Raw genomic sequence first — 15,650 nt, 5'->3', positions numbered from 1 at the left:
CCAAGGACTTGGGCTGGCTGGGTCCCTGTGACAAGCACAGGGATGAGGGCGGAGGGGCTTTGTTTCGCCTGTCACATTTCAATAAGCGCTCAATACATTGATTTCATTCTAAAACTCTCGGGAGGAGAATACCATGGCCGCTCTTGGCGTGGGCCTTATCGGCACCGGTTACATGGGCAAATGCCACGCGCTGGCGTGGAACAATGTCACCAGCGTCTTCGGTGATGTGGAACGCCCCCGCCTCGTGACACTCGCGGAAGTCAATCCCGAGCTTGCCGCGAAGAAAGCCGCCGAGTTCGGTTTTGCCCGCTCGACAGGCAACTGGCGCGACCTGCTGTCCGACCCCGAGATCGACGTCATCTCAGTCACCACGCCCAACGCCTTCCACCCGGAAATGGCGATTGCCGCCCTTGAGGCCGGCAAACATGTCTGGTGTGAAAAGCCGATGGCGCCCGCCTTTGCAGATGCGGTGAAGATGCGCGATGCGGCCCGCCGTTCCGGCAAGGCCGCGGCGATGGGCTACAATTACATCCAGAACCCCGTCATCCGCCACATCCGCCGCCTGATCGACGAAGGCGCCATCGGCAAGGTCTATCATGTTCGCGCCGAAATGGACGAGGACTTCATGGCCGATGCCACCCAGCCCTTCTACTGGAAGAGCGAAGCTTCATCCGGTTATGGCGCGCTGGATGATTTTGCCGTGCACCCGCTATCGCTGCTCTTCGCCCTCTTCGGTCATGCCGAAAGCGCCATCACCGACATGGTGAAACCTTACGAAACCCGCCCGCTTGCCGGCGGTGGCGAGCGCGCCGTCGAGACACATGATCTTGCCAGCATGCTCTTGAAGCTCGAAGGCGGCATTTCCGCCGTGCTCATCGCCAACCGTTCCGCCTGGGGCCGCAAGGGCCGCATCGCCATCCAGATCTACGGCTCCACCGGCTCGATCCTGTTCGATCAGGAGCGGATGAACGAGTTCCAGCTTTACACCACGGATGGACGCCCGGAGGAGCAGGGTTTCAGAACAATCCTCACCGCGCCGCACCACAAGCCCTATGACCGCTTCATCCCCGCCCCCGGCCACGGCCTCGGCTTCAACGATCTGAAGGTGATCGAATGCCGGGAACTGATCGCGGCTATCGAGGGGAAGAAGGCCCATATCATCGATTTCGAGGAAGGGCTGAAGATCGAGCGCAGCATCCACGCCATGGCCCGGTCTTTCGCCGAAGGGCGCTGGGTGGGAAGCGCGGAGATTGCGGAATAGAACGCCCACAAAGGGCGAAAACGTCTCCTCCGTCATGCCGGACTTGATCCGGCATCCAGCCACGGCGCGTCTGCGCCGTGGCTGGAGTCTTTTATGATCAAAGACTTGATCATGCTGGACCCCGGATCAAGTCCGGGGTGACGGTGCGTGGAGGTTCCGGCCTCACCCCTTGACCGGCGTTTCCGGCACCGGCGTCAGCACCTTGCCATCCCTGAACCAGCCGAGAATATTATCGGCCACCAGATCGGCCATGGCATTGCGCGTCGGAACCGAGGCGGAGGCAACATGCGGCAGCAGGGAGACATTCGGCAGCGACAGGAAGGCCTCCGGCACCTTCGGCTCGGCATAAAACACATCAAGACCGGCAGCACCCACAGCACCGCTCTTAAGCGCCTGCAAAAGCGCATCCTCATCGACGCTGGAGCCGCGACCGACATTGATGAACACGCCCTGCGGCCCAAGCGCGGAGAGGATTTCCGCATTGATCGCCTTATGCGTTTCCGGCGTACCGGGCACGATGCAGATCAATATATCGACCGCTTCCGCCATCTCCTTCAGCGAGCCGTAATAGGTGTAAGGGAGGCCATCCCGCTTGCTGCGGGTGTGGTATCCGATCTCCACCTTGAAGGGCTCCAGCCGCTTGGCGATTTCCTGCCCGATGCGGCCCATGCCAAAGAGACCCACCTTGCGGCCGCGCAGAGAAAACGGCGACAGCGCGAACGGACCTTCGCCAACCCATTTGCCATCGCGCAACCAGGTCTCGGCCTGATAGAGCCGGCGCACGGTGTTGATCAAAAGCGCAATCGTCGTATCGGCAACCTCGTCGTTCAGCACGTCAGGCGTATTCGTCACCACAATGCCGCGCGTGGCGGCATGTTTGGCGTCGACGCCGTCATAACCCACGCCGAAATTGGCGATGATCTCGAGCTTCGGCAGCGCATCGATCCATTTGGCGTTGACGACGCCGGAAACAGCGATGGCATTGACGCGCTCGGCTGCACCCTCAGGCAGAACCGGCTCGGCACCGGCAGGCACAGTCACGATCTCGACCTTGCCTTCGAGGCGTTCGAGAACGCGCGGGTTTATCTTGCCGGGAACGAGAACGACGGCCTTTTTGTCAGACATGAGCGGATATTCCTCCTGATAACATTCCGATAGCCGGAGCGGGCTTCAGGCGAACCTTTCGCCATCCCACTCCTCTGGGCGGCGATCCTTTCAAACAAAGACGGCCGTGAAAAGGGCAATAAGGGGATGCTATGGGGGCAGACGGAAGTTTCATGCCGATTTTTTTAAGCGCCCTCCCCGTCATGCCGGACTTGATCCGGCATCCAGCCAGCCCAAGTCCTTGGGCTGAGAAGGTCTTTTTCACCGCGTGGACACGCGGTGGCTGGATTCCGGCTCAAGGCCGGAATGACGGAAAGGTGCAATGCACAGAACGCGCACCATTTCCCATCGTCAGAAGCCTCACACCCGCGGCCGCACCGGCCCGGTCGATTGCCGGATGCGCATTTCCGGCTTGATGAGGTGAATCCCGTCAGGCTCGTGGCTGCCCGCCAGCCTGTCCAGCAGCGCGCGCGCAGCGAGACGCCCCACCTCGGCCTGGCCGTTGGACACGGTGGTCAGCGCCGGCGTGGCAATCGCCGCCTCTTCCAGATCGTCGTAGCCAGTGACGGAAATATCGACACCCGGCACCAGACCGGCGCGGGAAATGCCGTTCATGAGACCGATGGCGACGAGATCGTTCCAGCAGACGGCCGCCGTCGGCTTCTGCGGCAGGGAGAGGAAATGCACCGCAGCCTCGAAACCGCCCTGTTTGGAGCGAGGGCCGGGGATGCGCAGGTTCGGGTCGACCTCGATGCCGGCCTTGCGCAGCGCATTGACATACCCCTGATAACGGTCACGGCCGGTCGAGGTCTGGTCGGTGCCGCCAACCATGGCGATGGTGCGGTGGCCGAGGCTGATAAGGTGATTGGTGGCGAGCGAAATGCCATAGCTGTCGTCGCCGCGATAGGTCGGCATGTCGACGCCATCCAGGGAACGGGCCACCAGAATGGCGGGCATGCCGTTTTCCTCGGCCAGCGTCATATCCTCGATCGGCGTGCCGATGGCGGGCGACATGATGATGCCGTCCGAGCCGAGCTGCAGCAGCGTTTCGATGAAGGTGCGCTGCTTTTCCACCGAATCGTAGTGGTTGGAAAGAATGAAGGTCTGCCGGCTGCGGTCCAGCTCGCTTTCGATGGCTTTGAGAATTTCGCCATAGAAGGGGTTCATCACATCATGGAACACCACGCCGACAATGCCGGAACGCGAGGTGCGCAGGCTGGCCGCCCGGCGGTTGTAGATGTAACCCAGCGCCCGCGCCTGTTCCTTGATCTTGTCGCGCGTGTCGGAGGCAACCAGCGGACTGTCACGCAAAGCGAGGGAAATGGTGGCGGTCGAAAGGCCGAGACTTTCGGCAATCGTGGACAGTTTGACCTTTTGGGCCACGGCATTCCTCCCAAACGCATGTCGTTGACGACGTATCTGTTTAAATTGCAATTAAACAATTTAAACAAAATCCGCAACCCGTTTAAGAGATACCCACAAAACAGAGTTTTATTTTTAAAAATTTCAACAAATTATTGAAGATTGGTGTCGATCACCTTGAGAAGTTTAACCACGGTGCGCACATCCTTGGCCGAAAGCCCCTCAATGGCACGGGCGCCGCAATTGGCAATCGAGACATTGATATGTTCGACGCTTTTCAGGCCGGCTTCCGTCAGCTTCACAAGCGTCACGCGGCCATCCTCGTCGTCACCGCTGCGTTCCACGAAGCCCTGGGCCTCCATGCGGCCGATGGTGCGCGTCATGGTGGGCGCCTTGACGCCGAGTTTCTGGGCGATCTGCCCCGGCGTCAGGCTGCCTTCCTGCGCCAGCGCCAGAATAACGCCGTCCTGCCCGGCATAAAGCCCGCTTTCGGCAAGGCTGTGGCTCAGCGCCGTGCGCATGGAGCGGGCGGCCTGGGTAATGGATTGCGCCAGTTCCTCAGGGTTGAAATTCTCATCCCTTTTTTTGGCGTCCTTTATTTTCTTGCCACTCTTTTCCTTCTTGGCGCCCTTGTCCTTATGCCCAGTTTTATCCTTGCTCATATGCGAGTGCCTTTTACCCTGTGGCGGAACCGATATATGTTGCTGGAAATCCTTACCGAATGCACGCGCGGACTGCCAGATGCCAAACTCATACACGCATTATCACGACGAAAACGTAACAGACCCGCATCTTCGCGCAACAGCTGCAATTTCCGTGCTGCCGCTCGGCGCACATGAACAGCATGGGCCGCACCTGCCGTTCGAGACCGATACGCTGATTGCCGAAGGTGTCGCCGCCCGTCTCGCCGCCGCCCTGCCCGCTTACCTGCCCGTCTCCTTCCTGCCGGTGGAACCGGTCGGCTATTCCATCGAACACATGAATGTGCCGGGTACGAAAACGCTGCGTTACGATGAGGCCATCGAGCGCTGGCTCGGCATCGCCGAGGCGGAATATAAAAAGGGCGTGCGCAAATTCGTGATGCTGAATGCCCATGGCGGCAATTCACCGCTGATGACCGTCGTCGCCACCGAGGCCCGCGCCCGTTTCGGCATGCTGGCGGTCGCCACAAGCTGGACCCGTTTCGGCGTGCCGGCGGATATCGTGAAACCCGAGGACAAGGCGATCGACATCCATGGCGGCGATATCGAAACATCGGTCATGCTGGCGCTTCATCCCGAACGGGTGGCGATGCAGAAGGCCGAAAACTTCCCCTCCCGCCAGAGCGATTTCGCCAGCCGCTTCAAACACCTGCGCGCCTATGGTCCACATGCCTTCGGCTGGCTGATGAGCGATCTGAACCCCGACGGCGTTGCCGGAAACGCTGCCGCCGCCACCGTGGAAAAGGGCGAAAGGCTGATTTCCCACGCCGTAAAAGGCCTTGTCGAACTGCTTGAAGATATCCACGCTTTTGACATAACGTTATTTCATAACAAAATTTGAGTGCCATGGCCGAATTCGGCCAAAATCTCTTTGAACTGCCAGGACGTCGCGCCTATATGGACGACGACACATCTTCCTGAGGCCTGACGGCCTCTCTCCACGCGGGGTTTTCCATGACCGAAACAGCTATAACCAAGCCCATTCCAGTCACCGTCCTGACGGGATATCTCGGCGCCGGCAAAACGACGCTTCTCAACCGCATTCTCTCCGAGAACCACGGCAAGAAATACGCTGTCATCGTCAATGAATTCGGCGAGATCGGCATCGACAACGATCTGATCGTCGAGTCTGATGAAGAAATCTACGAAATGAACAATGGCTGCGTGTGCTGCACGGTGCGCGGCGACCTGATCCGCGTCGTGGAAGGCCTGATGCGCCGCCCCGGTCGTTTCGACGGCATCATCGTCGAGACGACAGGTCTTGCCGATCCGGTTCCCGTCGCCCAGACCTTCTTCATGGATGACGACGTGCGCGCCAAGACCGAGCTTGACGCCGTCGTTGCCCTCGTTGACGCCAAGCACCTGCCGCTGCGCCTGAAGGACAGCCGCGAGGCCGAAGACCAGATCGCCTTTGCCGATGTCGTCGTCGTCAACAAGACCGATCTCGTTTCGCCGGAGGAAGTGGCCCGCATCGAGGATATCGTGCGCGCCATCAATCCTTCCGCGCGCATCTACAAGACCACCCGTTCCGGTGTCGATCTTGCCCGGGTTCTCGATCAGGGCGCCTTCAATCTGGAGCGCGCGCTCGAAAACGATCCGCATTTCCTCGAGCACGGCCATGACGACCACGTCTGCGGCCCCGATTGCGACCATCACCACCACGATCATGATCACCATCATCACGACCACGATCACGGGCATCATCACCACGACCATGGGCATGATCATGGCCACGATCATCACCACCATGGCGCGGTTTCGCCGATCCATGACGTGACGGTGCAGTCGGTCTCGCTGCGCGGCGGCGAGATGAACCCCGAGCGGTTCTTCCCATGGATCCAGAAGGTCACCCAGACCGACGGCCCGAACATTCTGCGCCTCAAGGGCATCATCGCCTTCAAGGGCGATGCGGAACGTTACGTGGTGCAGGGCGTGCACATGATCATCGAGGGCGATCACCAGCGCCCGTGGAAGGAAGACGAAAAACGCGAAAGCCGCCTCGTCTTCATCGGCCGCGAACTGGATCGTGAGAAGCTCGAAAAGAGCTTCAACGCCTGCCTCGCGACGGCCTGATCGCTCTCCCTCTTTCACCCCGGCCCTGAGCCGGGGTGTCACCGTTTCCTTCCCTCATCTCTGTGCTTGTCACAGAGATCCAGCCAGCCCAAGTCCTTGGGCTGAAGGAACTTTTCTCGCCGCGCAGACGCGCGTCGGCTGGATCTCTGTGACAAGCACAGGAATGAGGTTGAATGGATGTAAAGCGGTTCCGCTTTTGCCGGAAATGCTCTAGAACCATGCCAGCGAGCGGGAGAAACGCCCCCGCCAATCCGACACACATACGAAAGACCGATGCCCCATGCCGACTGTTGCCCCGCTTGATATCGAAGGCCACGTGGTCTCGACCCATTTTCTCGGCGACATTCCCCTGTTTGCCACCGCCGCCGGCACCATTCATCGGCTGGATGGCGGCGAGAAGGTGACTGAGGCGCATGACGGGCTTCTGACCTGCGTGCGCGATCCCTATAGCGCCACGCTGCTTTCGGGTGGCGAGGACGGCCGTGTGCTGCGCATCGGTCATGATGGCAGCATCAGCGAGATCGCCAACGTGCCGCGCAAATGGGTGGGCGTTGTTGCCGGCGGGCCGCAGAAGGCTGTCGCTTATGGCGTCGGCAAATCCAGTTTCGTCCGGCTGTCGGACGGCACGGTCAAGGAATTCAAGGAAGAGCGCACGGTGGAGGCGATCGCCTTCGCGCCAAAGGGCCTGCGCATTGCGGTGGCCCGTTATAACGGTGTGACGCTGCACTGGGTGGCAACCGCCGGCGACCCCGTTGATCTGGAATGGAAGGGTGCGCATACCGGCGTCACCTTCTCGCCCGATGGCAAGTTCCTGGTCACCACCATGCAGGAAAACGCCCTGCACGGCTGGAAGATGGAAGCCACCAAGGGCGGCATGGAAGCCCGCCACATGCGCATGACGGGTTATCCCGCCAAGGTCAAATCGATTTCCTGGTCGGCAAAGGGCAAATGGCTCGCCTCTTCCGGCGCGCCGGCCGCCATCGTCTGGCCGTTTGCCGGCAAGGACGGCCCGATGGGCAAAGCCCCGGAAGAACTGGGCAGCCGCGCCAACATCATGGTCACCAATGTCGCCTTCCACCCTGTGGAAGATGTGCTCGCCATCGGCTTCATCGACGGCATGATCCTCGGTGTGAGGCTCGCGGACGGCAAGGAAGCCCTGCTGCGCCGCCCCGGCAAGGGCGCCATCACCAGCATGGACTGGAGCGCCACCGGCAAGCTGCTTGCCTTCGCCTCCGAAGCGGGCGATTGCGGGATCATCGATATTTCGGCTTGAGGGATGACGGGTAAAGCACCCGTCATCAGGTCCCTGACCGTGAAAGAGTCCCTTCATGGCGCAGATGCGCCGTGGCTGGATGCCGGCTAAAGGCCGGCATGACGGAAGAGAGATGTTGGGCTTCGTTAGCCCTCTACTCACCCACCTGACGGCGCGTGAGGAACAGCAGCAGCAACCCCGCACCGGCACCCACCGAGGCAAGCCGGATCGATACGCCGAAGCTGGCATATTGCGCCACAAACCCCATCAGCGGCACAGCAAACAATGCGGCAAGGAAGATGGAATTCATGTAAAGCGCCGTCGCCCGCGCCGTGCGGCCACGCGCAAAACCCTGAATGAAAGTCAGGCTTGTACCGGCGAAAAGGCCGTAATAGGCCCCCTCCATCGCCGCGCCGACGATCATGGCAGGCAGGGTTTCGACCGAGGCAATGATGTTGAAGGCAATGATCGCCATCACCGCCGCGATGCAGAGAAGGATACGGGCGCTGACCCGCCGCATGATCCTTGGCGCAAGCAGGATCAGCAGAACCTCCATCGCGCATTTCACGCTGAGCGACAGACCAGGCGCATAGTCTGGCAGGCCCACTTCCCGCACCAGAAACACCGGCAGGGCGGAAGCGCACAGGGAATGGGCAAAGGACATGCAGAAGCTCGCCGTGGCCGCCAGAAGCAGCGGCAGGTTGCGTCCGGTGTCGGTTTGCCCCTCCTCGCGCCGCTCCATCGGGCATGTCTGGCCGCGCGGCACGATGGCAAGCGCAAGCCCGCCCCAGATGGTGGCCATCAGCATGGCGTTGATGAACACCGCTTTCGCGCCGGCCAGATCGACGATCAGATAGGCGGCAGCGGGAAGCAGCATCCAGGCCAGCGACACCATCATTCGCAGAAAGGCGTTATAGGACGCCGTATCGAGTGACTTTACCCGTCCGTGATAACGGCCGTAGCTGAAAACGAGGGTGCTGGCGGCATTGGAAAGCCCCATGCCAGTTGCCGTTATCGCCACCAGCAGCGCCAGGTTCCCGAAGGTCGCCGCCGCCGCCGCGACAAAGGCACCCAGGACGGAGAGAAGCAGCAAAGGCCGCACCCGCACGCCGGCATCGACACGCTCGCCATAAATGCGGCTGGCAACAATAGAGGCAACCATTGCCGCGACGCTGTAAAGACCGAGCGTCGCCGGTGCATGGCCAAGCACCTGGATGATATAAAAACCGATAAACGGCACGACAGCCGCATTCGTGCTGCCGGCGAGAAAGACCAGTAGCGCGATCAAATAGGCCTGACGATCAAATGCGTCCGGCGAAGCGCGTTTCTGTAGCATGGAGAATCGACTGGAAGCCTGGAGGTCGTGAAACTCACCTTCACACCAAAACGTCCCGCCATTCAAGCCCGTTCACAGTTTCATTTCCAGGGAGCGGAGACAAAAAAAGGGGGCCGCAAGGCCCCCTTCCAGTCGTGCGATGCGCCGTTTGTTCTTGCCGGAAGCAGCATGCGTCATACACACGCAACTCAAGGCTTGTTCCCGGCTTATGTCCTGTGCGCATCGTTTTCGTCGAAAATCCCTGTCGATTTTCGATCTGGATTGTCTAGTGCCGGCGCTTCTTGCCGCCGTCATTCTTGTTGTCGATGACATCGACGGACGTCTTGTTGCCGTTCAGCACACCGTTCAGGATGCCGGTCTTGTTGCCATTCAGAATCCCGTTATTGGACAGGATGCCGCTGACACCGAGATCGATGCTGGGCGAGACGACGACAAGGGCGCCGCCCTTGTTGCTGTTGCCGGACAGGATGCCTCCCAGAAGACCGCCCGCATTGGCCTGACCAACGGAAGCGACAGTAAGAATAGCGGCTACACAAGCGAACTTTGCAATCATTTCTCTCTCCTCTTTTGTTTGATCACGCCCTCTGGCGTAACCGAACTGTATATTTAGAGGATTCTAATTCAAGCAAAGGCTAATATTACAATAAACGATTAACACTAATACTTGTGATTTTAATCAAATTTTACATATCGCGACTTCGCGCACCCGTCCCTTGCTCAAACAATGCCGGTCACCACCTGTGCTGCGACAGTAAAAGCGGCGCAGGAAACTTTGTTAACCATCCAAATATAAGATATTGCTTAATTAGAGACCGGAGATGCGAATGCGGGTGGGGGGATATATCGCGCTTGTTCTCGGGCTTGCCTGCGCCTATGGCGCACGGGCGGGGGAAAAGGCCGATAAGCACAATGTCACCTATAAATCCGGCATTGCTTATGACAGCAATTATTTCGCCGACACCAACCGGCTGAGCGCGATTTCGCTGCGCGCCGGCTTCGGGCTCAATGGCAAGATCGCGCTGGAAGGGGCAGAGCTGCGTTATTCGCTCGAGCAGGAAGAGGTTCGCCTGCCCCGTTATCGTTTCGCCAATGAACATAACACCATCGCGGCCCTGGGGCTGACGAAACGATTTTCCGAAAAGCTGGAATGGGCCCTTGAGCTGCGCGGCACTCGCAGCGATGCCGGCGATATATTCCTGCACCTGCCGGAAGAAGACATTGGTTACCGGCAGCTGGATCACAAGCTCGAGGCGTCCTCCCAGCTCGGCATCCTCGCCCTTGGCGGCAAGAACACGCTGACGGCAAGCCTCGCCAGCCTGATGAAAGGCAAGGCGCGGTTCCGCCCGGCCTATTTCCTGCCCACCCGACTGGAAGCGAACGAGGCGCTTTTATCGCTGAAGGCGGAACATGCACGATCGCTCGGCGGCGGCGAGGCGGGGCTGACGCTTGCTTACGACCGCATCGCCGTGCCTGAGGGGCAGCAGGAAAAATATGAACGTTTCCCGGCCAACACGCTGCGAGGTTCTCTGGCCTATGGTTACAGGTTCTCCGACCGTTTCGCAGTTCTGGCCGAAGCGGGCTTCACCTCCATTTCCGGCGATGAAATCAGCGACAAGGTAAAACGCACCCGCCCCTATCTGCGGGCCGAGGCCGAGGTGAAGGCCACCGATCGCATCGCCTTCGGCGTGGGCTTTTCGCAGGACTATGCGCTTTTCGACCCGGATGACCCGATTGCCGAATTCCATCGCCGCTTTCAATTCGTCATGAAAAGCAGGCTCACCGAAAAGGTGGGGCTCGATCTTGCGCTGCACCGGATCCACAAGGACTGGATCTATTATAATTACGACACCAGCGAGCGCCGGCTGGTCGCGACGCTTTCCTTCGATACCGGCAAGAACAGCAAGCTGGAGGTGGAGTTCAACCGCCTGCTGCATGGCGAGCGCGATACCGATCTTGCCTATAGCGGCTCCAGCATCACCTCGCGTTTCAGCGGCACCTTCTGAAATTTAGTGTCAGCCCGCGCGAAGGATCGGACGCATCAGGTCGAAATTCGGTCCCAATTTCTGCTAGAGTCAGGCCTTCCAGATTCGAAGGCAGGACAGACCGGATAATGAACAGACGCTTTTTGCTCCTCGCGGCCGGCCTTGCCTGCGTTCCCGTCGCCGCGGCGGCGCACCCGCATATCTTTGCCGAAGCCCGCATGGAAATCGTCGAGGGGCCGAACGGCACCGTTCAGGAAGTACGCAATATCTGGCGTTTCGACGAGATGTTCTCGGCAAGCGTGGTGATGGATTACGACAAGAACAGCGATCTGAAGCTCGACAAGGACGAGCTGGCCGAGATTGGCAATACCGTCCTGGAATCGCTCGCCGAATATTCCTACTACACCTTTATCACCGCCAATGGAAAACCGGTGGAATTTTCCAAGCCCGAGGCCATTCACGTGGACTACAAGGACCAGCAGATCCTGATGTTCTTCTCCGTGAAGCCGGCCAAGCCTCTGGCCGTCAAGGGCAAGCTCAGCTTCGGCGCCTGGGATCCAACCATGTATACGGCGATCGATTTCGCCAAGGACGGCGATATCGCCACGCAGGGTAAGGATCTGAATGCCTGCAAGCACCACGTGGTGCGCCCCGATCCCGACGAGGTGATCTCGCAGAACCAGAGTTCGCTGACCGACGCCTTCTTCAACGATCCGACCGGCACCGACATGACCAAGCTCTTCGCCACCCGGCTGGAGGTGACATGCTGAGCCGCAGGGCCGGCCTCTTCGCCGTCGCCATCGGCCTTATTGCCGTGGCCGGTGCCGCCCATGCGCAGTCGCCGCTCGGCATCGGCTCGGCCGAACCTTCCTTTTCCGTCGGCGGCCCCTTCGCGCCGCTGATGCAATGGATCAATGTGCACCAGCAGATGTTCTACCGTGCGCTGACCGGCGCGTTGAAGGCCATGCGCGAGGATGGCTGGGCGCTCAGCTCGCTGATCGGCCTCTCTTTTGCTTATGGCGTTTTCCACGCCGCCGGCCCCGGCCACGGCAAGGCGGTCATTTCGTCCTATATGATCGCCAATGAGACGCAGCTGAAACGCGGCATTCTCATTTCCTTCGTCTCGGCGCTCCTTCAGGGTGCGGTCGCCATCGGCCTTGTCGGTGCGGCCTGGCTGGTACTGCGCGGCACCTCCATCACCATGACGAAGGCGACGCAGGCGATGGAGATCGCCAGCTTCGCCATGGTGGCGCTGTTCGGCGCCTGGCTGCTGGTGCGAAAGCTCTGGTCACTGCGCATCCGGCGGGAACCCGTTCCCGTCTTCGCCACGGCGGGCGAGGCATCGGTGGCCCGAACCAGCGGCATGGGCACAGGGCTGCGGTTCCAGGGCAAGCCGGTCTTTGCAGATCACGACCATGACGGCACCGGCGATCTCTGCACCGCCTGCGGTAAATCCCATGCACCGGATCCCATGTTGCTGAAGGGCAAGAACTTCAGCCTGCACGAGGCATGGTCCGCCATCATCGCGGTCGGGCTCAGGCCCTGCTCTGGCGCGATCATCGTCATGAGCTTCGCGCTTCTGAACGGGCTTTATCTCGGCGGTGTGCTCTCCGTCCTCGCCATGTCGCTCGGCACGGCGATAACGGTATCGCTGCTCGCCATCATGGCCGTCTCGGCAAAAGGCCTCGCCGTGCGTTTCGCCGGCCCCGGCAGCCGCAGGGCAGCCGGCATCAGCCATGCGATCGAGATCGCCGGTGCGCTGTTCGTGCTCATCATGGGGCTGTTGCTGCTCGGCGCGTCGCTTAAGCTCTAACCGTCACGGCGACGCTGGTAACGCGCGCGCAGCCAGAACAGCAGGAAGAAACACAGCACCGCCACGGTGCCGAAGGCAGCGGCGAGCCAGGGTGAATAATCGCCCAGCCACAGCATGATCTTCGGCATGACGAAGAAGACCAGCCCGAAACCGACAATGATGAGGGCGGCGGCGATGGCCGGCGACCAATCCTTCTTGTCCGGGCTCGGGTTTTCAGACGCCGGGTTTTCAGGCAATGGCATCGGCAAACTCCGCACGGATATCCTCAAGCTTGCGCTTCTGCGCGCCGTCGGCCGCAAAATTCTCCGGCGCAAGCCAGGCTTCGAAGGCCTTGCCGATCAGCGGCCATTCGCCGTCGATCATGGAAAACCACGCCGTATCGCGGTTCTGGCCCTTCGAGATCATATGCTGGCGGAAGACACCCTCGAAGGTGAAGCCATAACGCTTCGCCGTTATCTTGGAGGGCTCGTTTTCATTGTGGCATTTCCACTCGTAACGGCGATACCCCAGATCCTCGAAAACATGTTTTGCCATCAGGTAATGCGCCTCGGTAGAAAGAGGCGAGCGCTTCATCTTCGCGCCATGGGCGACGGAGCCCACCTCGACCACGCCATTGGCGGGATCGGGCCGCATATAGCTCGCCATGCCGACGATATCGCCGGTGGCGTTTTCAACGAAGACCAGCGTGACCCAGTTGAGCTTCTGCCCCGCGCCAATGAGCCAGTCACCGAAAGCGTCGGCATCGGGAAAGGCGCTTTGCGGGAAATATTTGAGCAGCGCATTCACGCCCTCGCCGCCAAGTGCGGCCCAGAGCCTTGCGAGATGTTTTTCGCGATCGAACGGCTCCGCCGTCACGTAACGGCCCTTCAACACTACCGGCTGCGGCGGCGGACATCCCCTAAAATCACTCAGATCGCGCATTCTCTTCCCCATTTGCTGGGAGAAGGATTAGGGCAAGCGGGGCGGGATGACAACAGTGCATGTGGGGGTGGGATGCGGTGGCCCTGGTGGGTGCGGTTCACCCCCCCTCTGCCCTGCCGGGCATCTCCCCCTCAAGGGGGGAGATCGACCTGCGGCGACCTCTCGGCCATCTTCAACGTTGCGAGTGAGCGAGTGTTTCCTTCTGGCTGATCTCCCCCCTTGAGGGGGAGATGCCCGGCAGGGCAGAGGGGGGTTAACCACGCCCGCCGAGGCTAACCTCAAACCTTCGCCGCCACCACCGTCGCCTCGATATGATCGACCAGCGCATCCGGTAGCCCAAGCCGCCCGGCCAGAAGGTCGAGATAGCCCCGCTCCGCCCGCGTATCGGCCTCGATGGCAAGCCGCGAGGCGGTGTAAAGCTCTACCTTCTGCTCTTCCGTGCGGGCAGCAGCCACCAGCGCGTCGATGTCGAGCGGATCGGCCAGCTCCTTTTCCAGGAACCTTTCGGCTTCGTCATCGAGGCCGGAGACCTGCACCTTGTCCATGATATTGGCGCGCTCCTTCTCGTCGATATGGCCGTCCGCCTTGGCGGCGGCGATCATCGCCTGGATAAGCTTCAGCGCAAAATCATTGGAAAGGGCTGGCGATTGCGGGTGGAAGGCGGAATCGGCGGGCGGGGCGAGAAGCTCCGGCTCGGGTTTCGGCGCAACTTCAGGCGCCTGGCCGGACTTGTAATTCTTGTAGGCGAGGTAACCGAGGCCGGCGATGGCGGCCACGCCGCCGATGGTGGCGACATTGCCAGCGAGCTTGCGGCCGGTCTTGGTGCCCAGAATGGCGGCGGCGAGCGCGCCGGCCTTGAGCGGATTATTCTTTGCGATATCGGCGGCCTGCCCGGCTCTGTCACGGACGCTTCCCGAAAGGCCCGGCACCTGCGAGCCGAGGAATTGTTCAAGAAGCTTCTTGGCGTCGAACATCAAAATCTCCTGTAGAGGTCAAATCTACAGGGGAGATAGGAAGCCGTGGGCCGAAAACAAATGTCAAACCCGCTCACGCCTTCGTGAACGGGTTTGACAGGATGCAAATCAGCCGCGCAGTGCGGCGGCTTCGGCGGCAAGCTTGGTGATGCCCGCCCAGTCACCCGTCGCCACCAGTTCGCGCGGGGCAACCCAGGAGCCGCCGACGCAGACGACGTTCGGCAGGGAGAGATAATCATTGGCGTTCTTGAGCGAGACGCTGCCGGTCGGGCAGAAGACCGTGCCGGCGAGCGGCGAGGACAGCGCCTTGAGGTAAGGCGCGCCGCCGGCCTGTTCGGCCGGGAAGAACTTCAGCACCTTGTACCCCTCGTCGCGCAGCGCCATGACTTCGCTGGCGGTGGCCGCACCCGGAAGCAGCGGCACTTTGGAACCGCGCGCGGCTTCCAGCACGCTTTTATTGATACCGGGGCTGACGATGAAGGTGGAGCCGGCTTCCGCCGCCGCTTCGAAATCCCGGGCATTGAGAATGGTGCCGGCGCCGACATTGGCGCCCTCCACTTCGGCTGCAACCGCGCGGATGGCATCCAATGCTGCCGGCGTGCGCATGGTGATCTCGATTGCCTTCAGGCCACCTGCGACCAAAGCGCGTGCGAGCGGCACGGCGGAAGCGGCGTCATCCACGATCAGCACCGGCACGACCGGCTGGAGCTTGAGGATGGAGAGCAGTTTTTCGGAGTCCTGGGCCAAGATGAGCCTCCCTTGCGCAATTGAAACGATTGAAATTCCGTCTACCGATTAGCCTGCCTCGGCTTTCATGTCGAGGCATGGCAGGGCCATTTTTTATCCAGATACTTCAATCAATTCGCTTCTT

16 protein-coding genes are annotated in these 15,650 nt (G+C 60.6%); 7 read left to right on the top strand and 9 right to left on the bottom strand.

From position 1 onward, the window contains the following. The first annotated feature begins 133 nt into the window (after positions 1–133). On the top strand, positions 134–1,261 hold the full coding sequence (locus tag AC1ROR_RS16390; protein WP_498590060.1) for a Gfo/Idh/MocA family protein: 1,128 nt from the start codon (positions 134–136) through the stop codon (positions 1,259–1,261). 162 nt (positions 1,262–1,423) lie between these two features. On the opposite strand, the gene AC1ROR_RS16385 is transcribed toward AC1ROR_RS16390, so the two are convergent. From AC1ROR_RS16385 to AC1ROR_RS16375, 3 genes are all read right to left on the bottom strand, one after another. Further along, a complete protein-coding gene (locus AC1ROR_RS16385) occupies positions 1,424–2,386 on the bottom strand; it encodes a 2-hydroxyacid dehydrogenase (RefSeq protein ID WP_498590059.1) in 963 nt (320 codons plus the stop codon). A gap of 339 nt (positions 2,387–2,725) precedes the next feature. After that, positions 2,726–3,748, bottom strand: coding sequence for a LacI family DNA-binding transcriptional regulator (locus tag AC1ROR_RS16380; protein WP_003499171.1), 1,023 nt, complete (start codon positions 3,746–3,748; stop codon positions 2,726–2,728). Between the two features lie 131 nt (positions 3,749–3,879). After that, the gene (locus AC1ROR_RS16375) at positions 3,880–4,389 is read right to left on the bottom strand and encodes a MarR family winged helix-turn-helix transcriptional regulator (protein WP_498590058.1); all 510 of its coding nucleotides are present in this window, start codon (positions 4,387–4,389) and stop codon (positions 3,880–3,882) included. A gap of 79 nt (positions 4,390–4,468) precedes the next feature. On the opposite strand from AC1ROR_RS16375, the gene AC1ROR_RS16370 reads away from it, so the two are divergent. The 3 genes from AC1ROR_RS16370 (at position 4,469) to AC1ROR_RS16360 (ending at position 7,774) form a co-directional block, all read left to right on the top strand. Beyond that, positions 4,469–5,269, top strand: coding sequence for a creatininase family protein (locus tag AC1ROR_RS16370; RefSeq protein ID WP_498590057.1), 801 nt, complete (start codon positions 4,469–4,471; stop codon positions 5,267–5,269). A gap of 113 nt (positions 5,270–5,382) precedes the next feature. Next, the gene (locus tag AC1ROR_RS16365; protein ID WP_498590056.1) at positions 5,383–6,501 is read left to right on the top strand and encodes a CobW family GTP-binding protein; all 1,119 of its coding nucleotides are present in this window, start codon (positions 5,383–5,385) and stop codon (positions 6,499–6,501) included. 280 nt (positions 6,502–6,781) lie between these two features. Next, on the top strand, positions 6,782–7,774 hold the full coding sequence (locus AC1ROR_RS16360) for a WD40 repeat domain-containing protein (RefSeq protein ID WP_498590055.1): 993 nt from the start codon (positions 6,782–6,784) through the stop codon (positions 7,772–7,774). 133 nt (positions 7,775–7,907) lie between these two features. On the opposite strand, the gene AC1ROR_RS16355 is transcribed toward AC1ROR_RS16360, so the two are convergent. Both AC1ROR_RS16355 and AC1ROR_RS16350 read right to left on the bottom strand, forming a co-directional pair. Beyond that, positions 7,908–9,089: an MFS transporter gene (locus AC1ROR_RS16355; protein ID WP_498590054.1), complete on the bottom strand. Its 1,182-nt coding sequence runs from the start codon at positions 9,087–9,089 to the stop codon at positions 7,908–7,910. Between the two features lie 265 nt (positions 9,090–9,354). Next, complete coding sequence (locus AC1ROR_RS16350) at positions 9,355–9,642, bottom strand: hypothetical protein (RefSeq protein ID WP_004433441.1); 288 nt, start codon at positions 9,640–9,642, stop codon at positions 9,355–9,357. Between the two features lie 271 nt (positions 9,643–9,913). Between AC1ROR_RS16350 and AC1ROR_RS16345 the strand changes: the two genes are divergently transcribed. The 3 genes from AC1ROR_RS16345 (at position 9,914) to AC1ROR_RS16335 (ending at position 12,884) form a co-directional block, all read left to right on the top strand. Continuing rightward, positions 9,914–11,092: a hypothetical protein gene (locus AC1ROR_RS16345; protein WP_498590053.1), complete on the top strand. Its 1,179-nt coding sequence runs from the start codon at positions 9,914–9,916 to the stop codon at positions 11,090–11,092. A 107-nt stretch (positions 11,093–11,199) separates the two neighbouring features. Next, positions 11,200–11,841, top strand: a complete 642-nt coding sequence (locus AC1ROR_RS16340; protein WP_035226100.1) for a DUF1007 family protein — start codon at positions 11,200–11,202, stop codon at positions 11,839–11,841. After that, a complete protein-coding gene (locus tag AC1ROR_RS16335) occupies positions 11,835–12,884 on the top strand; it encodes a nickel/cobalt transporter (RefSeq protein WP_142170213.1) in 1,050 nt (349 codons plus the stop codon). Before AC1ROR_RS16340 ends, AC1ROR_RS16335 begins: the two co-directional genes overlap by 7 nt. Here the strand turns inward: AC1ROR_RS16335 and AC1ROR_RS16330 are convergent. The 4 genes from AC1ROR_RS16330 to AC1ROR_RS16315 form a co-directional block, all read right to left on the bottom strand. Next, on the bottom strand, positions 12,881–13,126 hold the full coding sequence (locus tag AC1ROR_RS16330) for a hypothetical protein (RefSeq protein WP_498590052.1): 246 nt from the start codon (positions 13,124–13,126) through the stop codon (positions 12,881–12,883). The two genes, AC1ROR_RS16335 and AC1ROR_RS16330, sit on opposite strands and share 4 nt — an antisense overlap. Next, complete coding sequence (locus AC1ROR_RS16325) at positions 13,113–13,805, bottom strand: GNAT family N-acetyltransferase (RefSeq protein ID WP_498590051.1); 693 nt, start codon at positions 13,803–13,805, stop codon at positions 13,113–13,115. The genes AC1ROR_RS16330 and AC1ROR_RS16325 overlap by 14 nt, the downstream gene beginning before the upstream one ends. 278 nt (positions 13,806–14,083) lie before the next feature. Then, on the bottom strand, positions 14,084–14,779 hold the full coding sequence (locus AC1ROR_RS16320; RefSeq protein WP_443406372.1) for a tellurite resistance TerB family protein: 696 nt from the start codon (positions 14,777–14,779) through the stop codon (positions 14,084–14,086). 108 nt (positions 14,780–14,887) lie between these two features. After that, positions 14,888–15,526 carry a 2-dehydro-3-deoxy-phosphogluconate aldolase gene (locus AC1ROR_RS16315; RefSeq protein WP_035226090.1) on the bottom strand — a complete coding sequence of 213 codons (639 nt, stop codon included), beginning with the start codon at positions 15,524–15,526 and terminating at the stop codon, positions 14,888–14,890. Positions 15,527–15,650 lie beyond the last annotated feature (124 nt).

The organism is Agrobacterium sp. GW821-FHT14E08 (assembly GCF_058803865.1).
The sequence above is the reverse complement of the archived record's forward strand: the minus strand, read 5'-3'. Positions and strand labels throughout refer to the sequence as shown.

Coding starts and splice junctions, on each gene's coding strand:
- AC1ROR_RS16365 (WP_498590056.1), top strand. CDS start 5,383: ATGACCGAAACAGCTATAACCAAGCCCATTCCAGTCACCGTCCTGACG.
- AC1ROR_RS16350 (WP_004433441.1), bottom strand. CDS start 9,642: ATGATTGCAAAGTTCGCTTGTGTAGCCGCTATTCTTACTGTCGCTTCC.
- AC1ROR_RS16355 (WP_498590054.1), bottom strand. CDS start 9,089: ATGCTACAGAAACGCGCTTCGCCGGACGCATTTGATCGTCAGGCCTAT.
- AC1ROR_RS16330 (WP_498590052.1), bottom strand. CDS start 13,126: ATGCCATTGCCTGAAAACCCGGCGTCTGAAAACCCGAGCCCGGACAAG.
- AC1ROR_RS16320 (WP_443406372.1), bottom strand. CDS start 14,779: ATGTTCGACGCCAAGAAGCTTCTTGAACAATTCCTCGGCTCGCAGGTG.
- AC1ROR_RS16335 (WP_142170213.1), top strand. CDS start 11,835: ATGCTGAGCCGCAGGGCCGGCCTCTTCGCCGTCGCCATCGGCCTTATT.
- AC1ROR_RS16325 (WP_498590051.1), bottom strand. CDS start 13,805: ATGCGCGATCTGAGTGATTTTAGGGGATGTCCGCCGCCGCAGCCGGTA.
- AC1ROR_RS16345 (WP_498590053.1), top strand. CDS start 9,914: ATGCGGGTGGGGGGATATATCGCGCTTGTTCTCGGGCTTGCCTGCGCC.
- AC1ROR_RS16340 (WP_035226100.1), top strand. CDS start 11,200: ATGAACAGACGCTTTTTGCTCCTCGCGGCCGGCCTTGCCTGCGTTCCC.
- AC1ROR_RS16375 (WP_498590058.1), bottom strand. CDS start 4,389: ATGAGCAAGGATAAAACTGGGCATAAGGACAAGGGCGCCAAGAAGGAA.
- AC1ROR_RS16370 (WP_498590057.1), top strand. CDS start 4,469: ATGCCAAACTCATACACGCATTATCACGACGAAAACGTAACAGACCCG.
- AC1ROR_RS16360 (WP_498590055.1), top strand. CDS start 6,782: ATGCCGACTGTTGCCCCGCTTGATATCGAAGGCCACGTGGTCTCGACC.
- AC1ROR_RS16390 (WP_498590060.1), top strand. CDS start 134: ATGGCCGCTCTTGGCGTGGGCCTTATCGGCACCGGTTACATGGGCAAA.
- AC1ROR_RS16385 (WP_498590059.1), bottom strand. CDS start 2,386: ATGTCTGACAAAAAGGCCGTCGTTCTCGTTCCCGGCAAGATAAACCCG.